At 64.1% G+C, this 14,367-nt stretch carries 13 protein-coding genes; 8 read left to right on the top strand and 5 right to left on the bottom strand.

The features are described 5' to 3' along the window. Positions 1-16: 16 nt before the first annotated feature. Positions 17-1,273, top strand: coding sequence for an aminopeptidase (locus tag AX729_RS14615; RefSeq protein ID WP_061024138.1), 1,257 nt, complete (start codon positions 17-19; stop codon positions 1,271-1,273). Between the two features lie 557 nt (positions 1,274-1,830). Beyond that, positions 1,831-2,286: a cupin domain-containing protein gene (locus tag AX729_RS14610; RefSeq protein WP_061024137.1), complete on the top strand. Its 456-nt coding sequence runs from the start codon at positions 1,831-1,833 to the stop codon at positions 2,284-2,286. Between the two features lie 81 nt (positions 2,287-2,367). Here AX729_RS14610 and AX729_RS14605 read toward each other — a convergent pair whose 3' ends face one another. The 5 genes from AX729_RS14605 to AX729_RS14585 form a co-directional block, all read right to left on the bottom strand. Continuing rightward, positions 2,368-3,420, bottom strand: coding sequence for an amidohydrolase family protein (locus tag AX729_RS14605; protein ID WP_061024135.1), 1,053 nt, complete (start codon positions 3,418-3,420; stop codon positions 2,368-2,370). Between the two features lie 109 nt (positions 3,421-3,529). Further along, a complete protein-coding gene (locus tag AX729_RS14600) occupies positions 3,530-4,051 on the bottom strand; it encodes a hypothetical protein (RefSeq protein WP_061024133.1) in 522 nt (173 codons plus the stop codon). 66 nt (positions 4,052-4,117) lie between these two features. Further along, positions 4,118-4,933 (bottom strand): MBL fold metallo-hydrolase, encoded by an 816-nt coding sequence (locus tag AX729_RS14595; RefSeq protein WP_061024131.1) that lies wholly within the window; start codon positions 4,931-4,933, stop codon positions 4,118-4,120. Positions 4,934-5,036: 103 nt separating this feature from the next. Further along, entirely contained in the window at positions 5,037-6,563 is a 1,527-nt protein-coding gene (locus AX729_RS14590; protein WP_061024129.1) for a hypothetical protein, read from the bottom strand. After that, a complete protein-coding gene (locus tag AX729_RS14585) occupies positions 6,560-7,309 on the bottom strand; it encodes an ABC transporter ATP-binding protein (protein WP_061024127.1) in 750 nt (249 codons plus the stop codon). The genes AX729_RS14590 and AX729_RS14585 overlap by 4 nt, the downstream gene beginning before the upstream one ends. 262 nt (positions 7,310-7,571) lie before the next feature. Here AX729_RS14585 and AX729_RS14580 point away from each other — a divergent pair, with 262 nt between their 5' ends. The 6 genes from AX729_RS14580 (at position 7,572) to AX729_RS14555 (ending at position 14,362) form a co-directional block, all read left to right on the top strand. After that, positions 7,572-8,447, top strand: coding sequence for a branched-chain amino acid ABC transporter permease (locus AX729_RS14580; RefSeq protein ID WP_061024125.1), 876 nt, complete (start codon positions 7,572-7,574; stop codon positions 8,445-8,447). A gap of 5 nt (positions 8,448-8,452) precedes the next feature. Further along, positions 8,453-9,604 carry a branched-chain amino acid ABC transporter permease gene (locus tag AX729_RS14575; protein WP_061024122.1) on the top strand — a complete coding sequence of 384 codons (1,152 nt, stop codon included), beginning with the start codon at positions 8,453-8,455 and terminating at the stop codon, positions 9,602-9,604. After that, positions 9,601-10,359 (top strand): ABC transporter ATP-binding protein, encoded by a 759-nt coding sequence (locus AX729_RS14570; RefSeq protein ID WP_061024121.1) that lies wholly within the window; start codon positions 9,601-9,603, stop codon positions 10,357-10,359. Before AX729_RS14575 ends, AX729_RS14570 begins: the two co-directional genes overlap by 4 nt. A 4-nt stretch (positions 10,360-10,363) precedes the next feature. After that, positions 10,364-11,152 carry an ABC transporter ATP-binding protein gene (locus AX729_RS14565; RefSeq protein ID WP_061024119.1) on the top strand — a complete coding sequence of 263 codons (789 nt, stop codon included), beginning with the start codon at positions 10,364-10,366 and terminating at the stop codon, positions 11,150-11,152. A 91-nt stretch (positions 11,153-11,243) separates the two neighbouring features. Continuing rightward, entirely contained in the window at positions 11,244-13,082 is a 1,839-nt protein-coding gene (locus tag AX729_RS14560) for an AMP-dependent synthetase/ligase (protein WP_061024117.1), read from the top strand. Positions 13,083-13,162: 80 nt separating this feature from the next. Beyond that, entirely contained in the window at positions 13,163-14,362 is a 1,200-nt protein-coding gene (locus AX729_RS14555) for an ABC transporter substrate-binding protein (RefSeq protein ID WP_061024116.1), read from the top strand. Positions 14,363-14,367 lie beyond the last annotated feature (5 nt).

Below are 14,367 nucleotides of genomic sequence, written 5' to 3'. Positions count from 1 at the left end.
CGGCAGAGGGCCCGGCATGACTGACAAACGCGATACCTCAACTCCCATCGATCCCGCGAAGCTCGACCGCCTGGCCGAGGTGGCGGTGAAGGTGGGCCTGGGCTTGCGGCCGGGACAGGATCTGCTTCTGACGGCGCCCGCGATCGCGCTACCGCTGGTGCGGCGAATCGCCGTGCATGCCTACAAGGCCGGTGCCGGCATCGTGACGCCGATCCTCTCGGACGAGGAGATGACGCTGGCGCGCTACCGCCACGGCCATGACAGCAGTTTCGATCGCGCCGCCGGCTGGCTCTACGAGGGCATGGCCAAGGCGTTCTCGAACAACACCGCACGGCTCGCCATCGTCGGCGACAACCCGATGCTGCTGTCGGGCGAGGATCCCTCCAAGGTGGCGCGCGCGAGCAAGGCGAATTCGATGGCCTATCAGCCCGCGCTGGAGAAGATCGTCAATTTCGACACCAACTGGAACATCATCGCCTATCCGAGCCCGTCCTGGGCGAAGCTGGTGTTCCCTGACGATTCCGAGGACGTCGCGGTCGGCAAGCTTGCGGATGCGATCTTCGCGGCGTCCCGCGTCGATCGCGAGGACGCGATGGACAATTGGGCGAGCCACAATGCGGTGCTGCGCGAGCGCACCAACTGGCTCAACGGCCAGCGCTTTCGCGCGCTGCAATATTCAGGTCCCGGCACCGACCTGACCATCGGACTTGCCGACGGCCACGAATGGGAAGGCGGCGCCTCGGTCTCCAAGAACGGCATCAGCTGCAACGCCAACATCCCGACCGAAGAGGTCTTCACCACGCCGCATTGCCGCCGCGTCTACGGCCACGTCGTGAGCTCGAAGCCGCTGTCCTACCAGGGCACGCTGATCGACAACATCGCCGTGCGTTTCGAGGACGGCAAGATCGTCGACGCAAAGGCCTCGCGCGGCGCCGAAGTGCTGAACAAGGTGCTCGACACCGACGAGGGCGCGCGGCGCCTCGGCGAAGTGGCGCTGGTGCCGCATTCCTCGCCGATCTCGCAGAGCGGGCTGTTGTTCTACAACACGCTCTTCGACGAGAACGCTGCGTCTCACATTGCGCTCGGCCAGTGCTATTCGAAATGCTTCGTCAACGGCGCTCAGCTCACGCCGCAGCAGATCGCGGCGCAAGGCGGCAATCAGAGCCTGATCCACATCGACTGGATGATCGGCTCGGCCGAGACCGACATCGACGGCATCTTGGCCGACGGCAGCAAGGTGCCCGTCTTCCGCAAGGGCGAATGGGCGAAGTGACGCCTCTTGCAGGCCGTGCTTCGGGACGCCTGCCGGCGTTGCGCAGCATTCGATGGTCGTCGATGTTGAAGCGGTTGAACAGAGTCGTGAACGGGCTGCCGTTGGTGGCCCGCACGATGGCGTCGGAAGCAGTCACCGCCTCGTAAAGCGCGGTAACAGGATCATCCGCCTCCGGGCAGGGCGCACGCGCCGCGGATCTCTTGACGAGCCTCATGGACCTCACCCTCGTCGTCGCGCGTCGCTTCCGCGCGGCCCTCAGATGAGACGTCAAGCACATCTTGTTACGGCAGCAGGACGAACGCGCCGCCGGAGCCGTCACTGCCGATTGGCCGCGATCTTTCGGTCGCGCACTTTGTCGCACCCAGGGAAAGATCAGTTCATCTGTCGGGATTCTCAGGCGAATCGTGACGTTAACCGTTTCGCCTTTCAACTGGGGGCTGATGGTCGAGGATCGTGTAAGAAAGAATTAGAAAACGGCTACTAGCGTCCCCGCCGTCTTTCGAAACAATCCGGGCCGAGACCCGGCCATTCATTTTATATTTCTCCTGAGGAAGCAGATGTCGCGCGCATTGATTGAAATCGGCAGTTGCAATGTGGACCTCGAGTTGCGGCCGATCGAGCCGTCCTGGATCATCGAGGGCAATCCGGTATCCCGCTCGCGCGTCCTGTCGACCAGCGCCGATGGCACCGCCCAGACGATCATCTGGCATTGCACCGAAGGACGCTTCAACTGGTACTACGACATCGACGAGACGATCATGATCATGGAAGGATCGATCGTGCTCGAAAGCGACGGCATGCCGCCCAAGCGCTACGGCCCAGGCGACGTCATCTTCTTCCGCGACGGCGCGCATGCCAAATGGCATGTCGAAGGTCACGTCAAGAAGATTGCCTTCTGCCGCAAGACCAATCCGGTGATGATTGGCTTCCTGATCCGTGTCGTCAATAAACTGAAGAAGATCTTTGCCTCCAGCGGCGAGCGCCGTCCGGCCTCGCTCATGGGTGCCGGCTAAGGCGGCAACAATATCTCAAGGACGCTTCCCAGCGGCCACGACGAAGAGGGGTCGGGATCAAAATCCCGGCCCCTCTTCTCGTCATGACGGCAGCTCGAGCCGATAGACATCGATGGCGGTCTGCGAGAACAGCGCCGTCTTCTCGGCCTCGCTCAGGGGCGATGCGATGCGCTTGAAGGTGTTGAAGATCACCTGGTAGCTGCACTGGCCCTTGTCCGGAGGGAAGTTGCTCTCGAACATCGCGCGCTTTGCGCCGAACGCCTCGATGCAGGTCTCGACATATGGCCGCCAGGCCGCGGCGAGTTCCTCGGATGACGGCGGCCTCTCGCGCAGATGGAAGTCGTAGCCGAGCAGGCACATGGCAAGGCCGCCGAGCTTGACCACCACGTTCTCGCATGTCGCGATCTCCTGGATCGAGGCGCGCCATTGCGCGAATACCTCCTCGCGCCGTCCTGCAAAGCGGCCGACGCCGGCCGGGCCGCCGCAATGGTCGAGCACGATCCTGGTGTCGGGAAAGGCGCGCGCCAGCTCGGTCAGCTCGCCGATCTGCGGATGGAGCAGCCAGGCATCGAAGCTGAGGTTCAGCGGCGCCAGGCAGGCGAAGCCTTTGCGGAAGGTCTCGTCCTGCAACAGCCCCTGCGGCCTGTTCGCATACATGCCGGCAACGACGGGGTCTTCGTCCCAGGCCGAGGAATGCCTGATGCCGCGGAAGCGGCCATTACCGGCCGCGATCTCCGCTTCCAGCACCGGCTTGGCGGCGTCTCCCAGCAGAAGATTGGCGTGGCTGACGATACCGGCGCAGATCGCCGCTTTGCCGTAGGCGCCGCTCGCGCTCATCGCCGCGACGCCGTTGGCGAACTCGACCTCGCCGACGGGCCGGAATGCCTCAGGTCCGTGCGCGCGATACATCGAGCGGCAATCGACATAGACCGTGGCGATGACGTTGTGGCCGGAGGCGATGTCCGCTGCCATCTCCTCGATCAGATAGCGGTGCCCGCGATTCCAGAGATGGTGATGGGGATCGACGATCGGCCGCGCCGGATCGATGATCTCCTCCTGGTGCTGCGCGAGCCAGTCCTCGCGCGGCTCGACGAATAGTCCGCTCGTGTTGGCAGGCAGACCGCTTGCGGCCATTGGCGTTCGCTCCCTCGCTATTTTTGTACCTGGAGCCTAGCACCTCATCTTGCCGCGCAGCAGCGCGCGCCATGCAACCGCACCCGTCATAGCGAGCACAGCGGCGGTGTCAGCCCTTGCGCCGCTTTGCTCTCACATCGACTATCAGCCGCCAGTCCGCTGCCGCGGCAGGTTTGATCTCCCCGAGCCAATGGAAGGAATCGCCGGTGATCTCCGTAAAGCTCCAGCGCGTCAGCTCGCCGGCTTCGGTCGTGCCTTCCTGAACGATGTCCTCGCCTCGTGGACGGCCGATCTGCTGGCGGAACACGCTGCGGCCGGGGTCGAACCAGGAAATCCGCCATGCGGCGATGGTTGGGTCATAGACACGCAGCGTCGTTCCGTACCAATTGCCGGCGATCGGAAAGGCCGGCGCGCCCGCCGGCCGGGGTATGATCCAGACGTCCTGCACGGCGCGGCCCTCGAGCACCCAGCCGAAATGGACCTCGCCGGGGGCGGTGTGCTCGGCCCCGTCAGGTCCATGGGCAGTGATCTCGGCATCCCAATCGCCGACGAAGCGGCCGTAAAGCTGCAGCGCTGCTGCATGCTCGGGATGCGGTCCGTCCGCGTGCAGCAATCTTGCAAAGTCGGTCATGTCGATCTCCTGTCGGGGGAGAGATCAGCACCAAAGGCCAACAGCCGACTTGGAGAAAATTGCGCCTCAGACCCCGTCGAGGATGATCACCGTCGGCTTCGGCGGCAGCGCATCCCGCGACATCCGGAACGAGCGCTCCATGCGCCGGTCGATCTCGAATTGCTGGCCGATCCGGCGCATGAAGTCGTCGAGCGGGGTGGCGAAGCGGTGCATAGGCAACACCACCGAAGCGCGCAGCCGCTTGGTGATCTCGGAGACGCCGTCCAGCGACATGGTGTAGGTGCCGTCGATCGGCACCATCACGATGTCCAGCCGCCCGATCTGGGCGAAATGACTGTCGTCGAGCTTGTGGTGGAGGTGGCCGAGATGACCGATGCAGAGGCCGGCGACCTCGAAGATGAAGATCGAATTGCCGTCGCGGATCATGTCTGTGCCGGCATCGTCGCCGAAATAGCGCCGGGTGTCGGTCGTGACGTTGCGGATGAAGGTGTCGCCGATGCGGCCCGACACGATGGCCGGCTTGCCGTCCTCGCTCCAGCCATGCAGCACATGGGGAATGCGCTTGTCCGGGAACAGGGTGTAGTGGGTGCTGTGGGCCCGGTTCATGGTGACGACGTCGGGTAGCCGGCCGACCTGATAGGCGCCGCTATAGTCGGTGGCAATGCGCAGGCCGCCGGGCGTGTCGATGAAATAGGTCGAGTGGCCGGCATAGGTGATCTCGACCTCGGCGGCACCGGCGGCCTGCCGGAACGCGACCGGCAGCGCGCGGGGCGCCGCGTTCGCCATCGCCAGACATTCGCTGCGTTGAGGGAGCTGCTGGGCAAGGGCAGGAGCGAAGGATACGCCGAACAGCGCCAGAGCCGCCGAAACCAGTCGCCACATGCATCCGTCCCCGATGACTTCGGGGAAAGTCTAGCGTGCTATGCCGCGCGTCGCCAATGGGCTGCGATCAACAGCGCGTCAGTGTCGCACCTCTTGCGCGCCCTTATTCCCGCCGCGGGCTGAACTTCCAGGTTACGGCAACAAGGCCGGCTGTGATCAGGCCGCTGACGAGGCCGGCGATGGGCAATGCGAGCAGGAGTGCTGCGGTGGCCGCCCAGCCGATCGAGGAAAAGGCCTCGGCAAAGGTCGCAAGCCGCGAGGACGTCTGGCGGCGGCGGAATTGGCTGCGCCGGGCCTGCACCCGGAACCAGAGCTGGATCGCAGTGGCCGAGGCCGCGCTGACGACGATCGCGCCGGCGCTGATTGCTGCCTGGAATGGCGAAGCGAAGGCCACGGCTGCGACCAGCGGACCAAAGATCACGGCGGTTGCGATCAGCACCACTTCGATCTTGGCGCGGATGATGCTCGACGGCGTCAGCGGTGCGGTGGCGACGAGATCGGGGGCGTCCTCGCCGGAGATCGTCAGCCAGGCGAGCCCGCCGGCAAGCTGTCCGGCCGCCATCACGATGACGGGGGTGATCAGCGTCAGGGCGGTGGAACTGTCGGCAAAGTTACGCCAGAGCAGGAGCGCCGGCGGCACCAGATAGAGCAACTGCATCAATGTCTGCGAGATCAGCCACGGATCCCGCCACAGGAGCATGAATTCCTTGCGCCGCAGCGCCTGTTGGCGCGATCCGCCGCGGAACGGGCGCTCCCTCGCGCGGACGCGGCCGGACCTGCCGTACGCCGCGGCATCGATCGCGGTGTCGGCGAAACGGTGCGAGAAGATCGCCATGACGCTGCCGAGCAGGACGAGCGCCAGGGCAAGGAGTAGCAGCAGCGCTTCGGTGTCGCCCATGGTCGCCCGCGCCGGCCACCACCAGATGCTGTCGACGTCGGGCGCGTAGGCGGCAAGGCTCCCCGAGGTCAGGATGGTGAAGCGCGACAGCGTGCCGTAGGACATGATCGCAGCGACTTGAAGCGCGATCACGAAGCCCGCGCCGATGATCGCGGCGAGGATCTGCGCAATCAGGCGCGTTCGCGCCGGGCCGATCAGCCGGAACAGGAGAATGGTGACGGCGATCGCGACCGCCGCAGCCGACAGGCCCATCGCGATGACGACGCCGAAGGCGGCAAGCCAGCGCGCGCCACCGCCGATCACCAGCACGTCGATGAAAGGCGTCGAGAACAGCAGCGCGAGAACGGTGACGGTCAGCGCGATCGCGGCGATGCGGACAGAGAACAGGTTGGCCAGCGTTGCCGGCGAGGACATGATCAGGTCGAGATCGGCGCGGGCATAGAATACCCGCGTCACCGATTCGATCGCCTGCGACAGCATCAAGGTCCAGGCGAAGAAAATCGTCGCCGAAATCACGATCAGCGAGGATTGGTCGAGCGGCAGCTGCGTGTCGGCGAAACGGCCGATCACCGCCCACGCCGGCAGATGCAGCAGCGCGGCGAAGCAGAGCAGGCCGATCACCGCAGCGCGCGTACGCCTGCGCCTGCCGCCCGTCATCATGGCGAGCCATTCGCGCCAGGCGAGCCGCAGCTCGTGGCGGGCAAACCAGGAGAGCGCGGTTGCCGAACTCATGCTGCGGCCTGAAGCGTCACCAGCGCGATGAAGAGATCTTCGAGGCTGGTATCGTCATGGCCGTTCTGCTGACGCAGCTCGGCCAGCGTGCCTTCGGCAACCAGGCGCCCGGACGCGATCACGCCGATGCGGTCCGCCATGCGCTCTGCGACCTCGAGAATATGCGTGGTCATGATGACGGTGCAACCGGCGCGAACGCGCTCGCTCAGCAGGCCCTTGACGTGGCGTGCGGAGACGGCATCGAGCCCCGTCAGCGGCTCATCGAGAATGATGAGGCGGGGATCGTGCACCAGCGCCCCTGCAAGAGCGACCTTCTGGCGCATGCCCTTCGAAAAGCCCTCGCAGCGCTCGTTCCGGTGCGGCTCGAGCCCGAGCGAGTCGAGCAGCTCTTGCGCGACCGGTTCCGAGGCCGAGGGGGCGATGCCCCAGAGGCCGGCGACGAATTCGAGGTATTCGAGCGGGGTCAGCTTGTCGTAGATCATGGGCTCGTCGGAGACCCACGCCATCACCTGCTTGGCGGCGGCGGGACTCTGCAACGCATCGATGCCGAAGATCGAGACGGCGCCGGCATCCGGGCGCAGGAGGCCCGCAACCATGCGCAAGCTGGTGGTCTTGCCGGCGCCGTTGGGACCGACCAGCGCATAGAATTCGCCGGCACGAATGGTGAGATCGAGGCTGTCGACCGCCAGACGGTCAAAACGCTTCGTTAACCCTCGGACTTCCAGCGCCGAGCTGTCCGGCTTCATGACGGCCACACCATCCGGTTTTGATCGCCCGCGACCATGACCCGAAGTTCGTTTCGGCACCGTGAATCGTGCTGCGGCAAATTCCGTCACCCGGGCTGGACCAAGGCAAGTCACCGTTTGTTGACAGCGCCTGACGGTTCAGGCTGAATTGGCGCCGGGACAAATGGCGCTAACGCAGCGAAACGACTGCGTAGCGACTGGACACAAGATGCGGCAAGGCGGTCATGAAGAACCGGCGGCTGCATCGGGAGGACGCGCGTCGATGCTGGATTTTGTTCAGCAGCTGGTCAGCGGTGTTGCGCTCGGCTGCGTTTACGGCCTGATCGCGCTCGGCTTCGTGCTCGTGTACAAGGCTACCGAGGTCGTCAATTTCGCCCAGGGCGATCTGATGATGCTGGGCGGCTTCTTCGCCTTCACCTTCATCGGCATGATGGGCCTGAACTACTGGATCGGCTTCGCCGGTGCGGTGGCCGCGATGGCGCTGTTCGGCATGCTGGCGGAGCGCGTGGTGGTGCGGCCGATCCTCGGCTATCCGCAGTTTTCGATCATCATGGCGACGATCGGCCTCGGCTACTTCCTGCGCTCCGTCGCGGGCATGATCTGGGGCACCGACGACCTGAAGATCGAGACGCCGTTCAGTCAGGGCGTGCTGCGCATGGGCTCGCTGGTACTCGCCTACGACAAGCTGTCGGTCATCGCGGCGACGATGATCCTGTGCGCGCTGCTCTGGCTGTTCTTCAACAAGACCATGCTCGGCACTGCGATGCGCGCCAGTTCCGAGAACATGCTGGCGGCCTATTATATGGGCATTCCGGTCAAGCGCGTGGTGTCGGTCGTCTGGGCGATCAGCGCGGCGGTCGCGACCTGCGCCGGCGTACTGCTGGCTCCGATCACCTTCATCCACTCCAATGTCGGCCTCGTGCTCGGCCTGAAGGCATTTCCCGCCGCCGTGCTCGGCGGCTTCGGCTCGATCCCCGGTGCCGTGGTCGGCGGCGTCCTGATCGGGGTGATCGAGAGCATGGCCGGCTTCTACCTGCCGGAGGGCTGGAAGGACGTCGCGCCCTATGTCGTGCTGCTGACGGTGCTGCTCCTGAAGCCCGAAGGCCTGTTCGGCCACCACGTCCGCAAGAAGGTCTGAACGCCATGCGCTTCATGTTCAAGACCGATTATGAAGACGACATCAGGCTGTTTCCGCATTCGGGCTACATCGTCACCTACGGCGTCCTGCTCGCCCTGCTGCTGATCGCACCTCATGTGCTGTCCAGCTACTTGATGAGCCAACTCGTCTTCGTCTGCATCTATGCAACCGTCGGCGTGGCGCTCTTGATCCTGACCGGGTTCACCGGCCAGGCTTCGCTCGGGCACGCCGCGTTCCTCGCAATCGGAGCCTATACCGCGGCCTATTTGCAGAAGTACAACGTGCCGTTCCCGGTCTACTTCCTCGCCGCCGGCCTCCTGACCGGCATCATCGGCGCGATGGTCGGCTTTCCCGCGCTGCGCCTGACCGGCATCTATCTCGTCATCGCCACCATCTCCTTTGCCCTGATCGTCGAGGAGATACTGGCGCGCTGGGAGAGCGTGACCCACGGCAACGAGGGCATGCGGGTCAAGACGCTGTCGCTGCTCGGCGTCGCGGTGCCGCGCGACAGCCCGACCTTCTATTACCTCTGTCTGGCCGTGCTGGTGCTGACCATCGTCGGCACGCTCAACCTGCTGCGCTCGCCGACCGGCCGGGCCTTCGTCGCGATCCGCGACTCCGAGACGGCGGCGCGCAGCATGGGTGTCAATGTCGCGCTATACAAGGTGAAGTCGTTCGCGATCTCGGCCGCGATCACCGGCTTTGCCGGCGTGCTGTTCGCCCACAAGCTCTCCTTCATCTCGCCGGAGATGTTCACGCTCCAGCTCTCGATCGAGTTCATCATCGTGATCCTGATCGGCGGCACCTTCAGCCTGCACGGGGCGGTGCTGGGTGCGATCTTCATCGTGATGATCGATCCTTTCCTGACCTATCTGAAGGACGACATGCCCGGCATCATCGCCGGCATTGCCGCAGCGTTCGGGGCGGGCTCGGCGACGGCCGGCAATATTCAATCGACCGTCGCTGCCTTCGCCTCGCTCAACGGGCTGAAGGGCGCGATCTACGGCATCATCATCGTCTTGTTCGTGCTGTTCGAGCCGCTCGGCCTCTATGGCCGCTGGTTGAAGATCAAGCTCTTCTTCCAGCTGTTCCCGCTCTACAAGCGCGCCACCTTCAAGCGGCAGAAGATCTACGTGAAGTCGGAGCGCAATCGATGAGCTATTTCCGCGCCGAGAACCTGTCGCTGCATTTCGGCGGTCTCAAGGCCGTCGATGCAGTCTCGTTCGCGGTCGAGAAAGGTGAGATCCTCTCGATCATCGGCCCCAACGGCGCCGGCAAGAGCTCGATCTTCAACCTGATCTCGCGGATCTACCGGCCGACCTCGGGCCGCATCTTCTTCGAGGACCAGGACATCACGGAGCAGCCGCCCTACGACATCGCCAAGCTCGGCATCGCCCGCACCTTCCAGAACATCGAGCTGTTCGAGAACGCGACCGTGCTCTCCAACCTGCTGGTCGGCCGCCACCGCCATTCCACCACGCAGCTCTGGCAGGAGTTGCTGTTTCTGCCGAGCGTACGGGCCAACGAGAAGGTGCACCGTCGCCGGGTCGAGCAGGTCATCGAATTCCTCGATCTCGAGCCCTATCGCGACAAGCTCATCTCCGGACTGCCCTACGGTGTGCGGAAGGTGATCGAGCTCGCCCGCGCGCTGTGCACGGAGCCGAAGCTGATCCTGCTCGACGAGCCGTCCTCCGGCCTCAATGTCGAAGAGACCGGCGACATGTCGTTCTGGATCCGCGACATGAAGAGCGAGCTCGGCATCACCGTACTGATGGTCGAACACGACATGTCGCTGGTCAATCGCGTCTCCGATCGCGTCATCGCGCTGAACTACGGCCGGGTGCTGGCGATGGGCTCGCCCGCCGAAGTGCAGCAGCATCCCGACGTCGTCGCCGCGTATCTGGGAGCTTGAAGCGATGGATGCGACCGCGACGCCAGAGACCATCCTGAAGCTTTCGAACATCGAGAGCTATTACGGGCCGATCATGGCGATTCGGGGCATCTCGCTGGAGGTGCCGCGCGGTCGCATCGTCACGCTGCTCGGGGCGAACGGAGCCGGCAAGACCACGGTGCTGAAGACCATCTCGGGCATCCTCGATCCGCAGAAAGGCACCATCGAGTTCATGGGCAAGCCGATCCAGCGCATGGAAGCCGACAGGATCGTGCGGCTCGGCCTTAGCCACGTGCCGGAGGGGCGCGAGGTGTTCCCGTTCCTCACGGTGCGCGAGAACCTGATGATGGGCGCCTATCCGCGCAAGGACCGGGACGGCGTCGCGGAGGATCTGGAGCGCGTCTACGGCTATTTCCCGCGGCTGAAGGAGCGGATCAATCAGCCGGCCGGCCAGCTCTCCGGCGGCGAGCAGCAGATGCTCGCGATCGGGCGCGCCCTGATGAACCGGCCGACGCTGCTGCTGCTCGACGAGCCTTCACTCGGCCTGTCGCCGCTGCTGGTGAAGGAGATCTTCACCATCATCCGCCGCGTCAACGAGGAGCAGGGGATGTCCATCCTTTTGGTCGAGCAGAACGCCAAGGTGGCGCTGGAAACGGCGCATTACGGCTATGTGCTCGAGATCGGCCGGATCGTGATGAACGACAGCTGCGACCGCTTGATGCATTCCCAGGACATCCAGGAGTTCTACCTTGGCGCCAAGGAAGCGGGCGCGCGGGGCGAGCGGCGCTGGAAAAAGAAGAAGACATGGCGGTGAGAACGAGCTGGCAGTAGGATGAGCTTGCCATCCGCAACAAAGACCGCCGGCAAGGCAGGCAGCGGAGGCAGGCGACAAGGAGGAGAGACGCATGGCCCGACCGGCGGTGCTGACGGTCGCTGATACGATCGCGAAGAGCTTTTTGCGCGCCGCCGAGACGCGGGGCGACAGGCCGGCGATCCGCGAGAAGAAGTTCGGCATCTGGCAGCCGACGAGCTGGCGCGAATGGCTGGAGATATCGAAGGAGATCGCCTACGCGCTTCGCGCGATCGGCTTCATGCCCGGCGACGTCGCCTCCATCGTCGCGAATGCCGTCCCGGAATGGGTCCATGCCGATATGGGCATCCTGTGCGCCGGCGGCGTCTCCTCCGGAATCTATCCGACCGATTCCTCGTCCCAGGTCGAGTATCTCGTCAACGATTCCCGCACCAAGGTGATCTTCGCCGAGGACGAGGAGCAGCTCGACAAGATTCTCACCTGCCGCGCACGTTGTCCGTCCTTGCAGAAGATCATCGTGTTCGACATGGAGGGCCTCAGCGGCTTCTGCGACGACATGGTGATGTCGCTCGACGAGCTTCGCGCGCTCGGCCGCAACCACATGGTCGGCCGCGAAGCGCTGTGGCAGGAGATGATCGACTGCCGCGGCGCCGACGATCTCGCGATCCTCGTCTATACGTCCGGCACGACGGGCCCGCCCAAGGGGGCGATGCACGCCAACCGCAGCGTCACACACCAGATGCGGCACGCCAACGACTTCATCCCGGCAAGAGAGGACGAAGACCGCCTGATCTTCCTGCCGCTCTGCCACGTCGCCGAGCGCATCGGGGGTTATTACATCTCGGTCGCGCTGGGCTCGGTGATGAATTTTGCCGAGAGTACGGAGACGGTGCCGGACAATTTGCGGGAGGTGCAGCCCACCATCTTCCTGGCGGTGCCGCGGGTCTGGGAAAAATTCCATTCCGCCATCACCATCGCGCTGAAGGACGCGACGCCGCTCCAGCAATGGGTCTATCGCCGCGCCATCGCCATCGGCTACCGTATGGTCGAGTGCAGGGTCGAGGGCAGGGCACCGCCGCTGTCGCTACGCATCGCCAATCGCATTGCCTACCAGGTCGCATTCCGCAACATTCGCCGCATGATCGGGCTCGACCGCTGCCGCATCGCCTTCACTGGCGCGGCGCCGATCGCACCGGAGCTGATCCGCTGGTATCTGGCGCTCGGCATCGACATGCACGAGGTCTACGGCCAGACCGAGAATTGCGGCGTCGCCACCATGATGCCGGCGGAAAGAATCAAGCTCGGCTCGGTCGGCACCGCGGTACCCTGGGGCGAGGTCGCGCTGTCGCCCGAGGGGGAGATCCTGATCAAGGGCGACTTCCTGTTCATGGGCTACCTGAATCAGCCCGAGAAGACCGCCGAGACCATCGATGCTCGCGGCTGGCTGCATACCGGCGACGTCGGCACCATCGACAACGAGGGCTTCGTCCGGATCACCGACCGGATGAAGGACATCATCATCACCTCCGGCGGCAAGAACATCACGCCTTCCGAGATCGAGAACCAGCTCAAGTTCTCGCCCTACATCTCGGATGCCGTGGTGATCGGCGACAAGCGGCCGTACCTCACCTGCCTCGTGATGATCGACCAGGAGAACGTGGAGAAGTTCGCCCAGGACCACGACATTCCGTTCACCAATTATGCCAGCCTGTGCCGGGCGACGGAGATCCAGCACCTGATCTGGCGCGAGATCGAAGCGGTCAATGCCAATTTCGCCCGCGTCGAGACCATCAAGAGATTCTACCTGATCGAGCGGCAGCTCAGTCCCGAGGACGAGGAGCTGACGCCGACCATGAAGCTGAAGCGCGGCTTCGTGAACAAGCGCTACGCCGCCGAGATCGAGGCGATGTATCGCGAGCGCGCGGTGGCGTGAGGCGCCTGCAAACTCGAGAAAGCGAAGGAGCCATGGCCCCGCCCTTCGTACAACACGGGCCTTGAGGAGAGGAGACGTCAATGTCGAAATCGTTCAGGACGTTCGGCCTTGCGGTGGGCGCTGTGGCCCTCACCTGTTTGCCGGCCGCAGCGCAAACCAAGGTCACCAACGAAGGCATCTCGGCGACCGAGATCGTCATCGGCACCCATCAGGACCTGTCGGGTCCGATCAAGGGCTGGGGCGTCCCGGTCGCAAACGGCATGAAGATGGCGGCTGAGGAGATCAATGCGTCCGGTGGGATCAACGGTCGCAAGATTCGGCTGGTCGTCGAGGACAGCGGCTATGACCCGAAAAAGGCCGTGTTGGCTTCGCAAAAGCTGATCGAGCGCGACAAGATCTTCGCAATGGTCGGACCGATGGGATCGCCGACAGTGCTCGCCGCGCAGGACATCCTCTTCGACGCCGGCGTCCTGCAGCTCTTCCCGCTGACGGCGGCCGAGTTCACCTTCAAGTTCGATCCAGCCAAGCCGCAGGAACGATTGAAGTTCAACAACCTGCTGCCATACGTCGAGAGCACGCGGGCCGCGCTGAAATACATGATGGAGTGGAAGGGCTTCAAGAAGCCGTGCATCATGCATCAGGACGACGAGTACGGGAAGAACGTGCTCGACGGCTTCAATCAGCAGCTGACCGCCATGAAGACGCAGCCGGCGTCGGTCACGAGCTACAAGCGTGGCGCCTCCGATTTCAGCGCGCAGATCGCCAAGATGAAGTCAGATGGCTGCGACCTCGTCGTGCTCGGCACCGTGCTCCGCGAAACCATCGGGGCGATGTCCGAAGCCAAGAAGCTCGGCTGGGACGTCACCTTCCTCGGTGCCACGCCCACCAACGTGATGGAGGTTCCGGCGCTGGGCAAGGAAACCGTCGAGGGTCTCTATGCCGCCAGCGGCTTCGAGATTCCTTATGAGGACACCGCCAAGGGCAAGGTGAAGGATTGGCTCGTCAACTACAAGAAGATGTTTGGCACCGACGCCAACACGCAGGCGATCATCGGCTACAATGCGGTGATGACGTTTGCGTTCTACGCGAACAAGGCGGGCAAGGAGCTCACGGGCCAGAAGATGCTCGATTCCCTCGAGTCGGGCGAGAAGTTCCTCGACATCTTCAACTCGCCGCCGACCAAGTTCTCCAAGACCGATCACCTCGCCAACACCATCACCCAGGTGCAGCAAGTCAAGGGCGGCCGCTGGGTGCTGGTGAAGGACAATCTGATGTTTTGACGAAG

It is taken from the genome of Bradyrhizobium sp. CCH5-F6, assembly GCF_001556045.1.
Taxonomy (GTDB): Bacteria; Pseudomonadota; Alphaproteobacteria; order Rhizobiales; family Xanthobacteraceae; genus Bradyrhizobium.
This window is presented reverse-complemented; position numbering and strand designations above follow the sequence as displayed.

Bases quoted from the DNA above. Each gene is read 5' to 3' on its own strand.
- AX729_RS14615 (WP_061024138.1), top strand. From the start codon at position 17: ATGACTGACAAACGCGATACCTCAACTCCCATCGATCCCGCGAAGCTC.
- AX729_RS14610 (WP_061024137.1), top strand. From the start codon at position 1,831: ATGTCGCGCGCATTGATTGAAATCGGCAGTTGCAATGTGGACCTCGAG.
- AX729_RS14605 (WP_061024135.1), bottom strand. From the start codon at position 3,420: ATGGCCGCAAGCGGTCTGCCTGCCAACACGAGCGGACTATTCGTCGAG.
- AX729_RS14600 (WP_061024133.1), bottom strand. From the start codon at position 4,051: ATGACCGACTTTGCAAGATTGCTGCACGCGGACGGACCGCATCCCGAG.
- AX729_RS14595 (WP_061024131.1), bottom strand. From the start codon at position 4,933: ATGTGGCGACTGGTTTCGGCGGCTCTGGCGCTGTTCGGCGTATCCTTC.
- AX729_RS14590 (WP_061024129.1), bottom strand. From the start codon at position 6,563: ATGAGTTCGGCAACCGCGCTCTCCTGGTTTGCCCGCCACGAGCTGCGG.
- AX729_RS14585 (WP_061024127.1), bottom strand. From the start codon at position 7,309: ATGAAGCCGGACAGCTCGGCGCTGGAAGTCCGAGGGTTAACGAAGCGT.
- AX729_RS14580 (WP_061024125.1), top strand. From the start codon at position 7,572: ATGCTGGATTTTGTTCAGCAGCTGGTCAGCGGTGTTGCGCTCGGCTGC.
- AX729_RS14575 (WP_061024122.1), top strand. From the start codon at position 8,453: ATGCGCTTCATGTTCAAGACCGATTATGAAGACGACATCAGGCTGTTT.
- AX729_RS14570 (WP_061024121.1), top strand. From the start codon at position 9,601: ATGAGCTATTTCCGCGCCGAGAACCTGTCGCTGCATTTCGGCGGTCTC.
- AX729_RS14565 (WP_061024119.1), top strand. From the start codon at position 10,364: ATGGATGCGACCGCGACGCCAGAGACCATCCTGAAGCTTTCGAACATC.
- AX729_RS14560 (WP_061024117.1), top strand. From the start codon at position 11,244: ATGGCCCGACCGGCGGTGCTGACGGTCGCTGATACGATCGCGAAGAGC.
- AX729_RS14555 (WP_061024116.1), top strand. From the start codon at position 13,163: ATGTCGAAATCGTTCAGGACGTTCGGCCTTGCGGTGGGCGCTGTGGCC.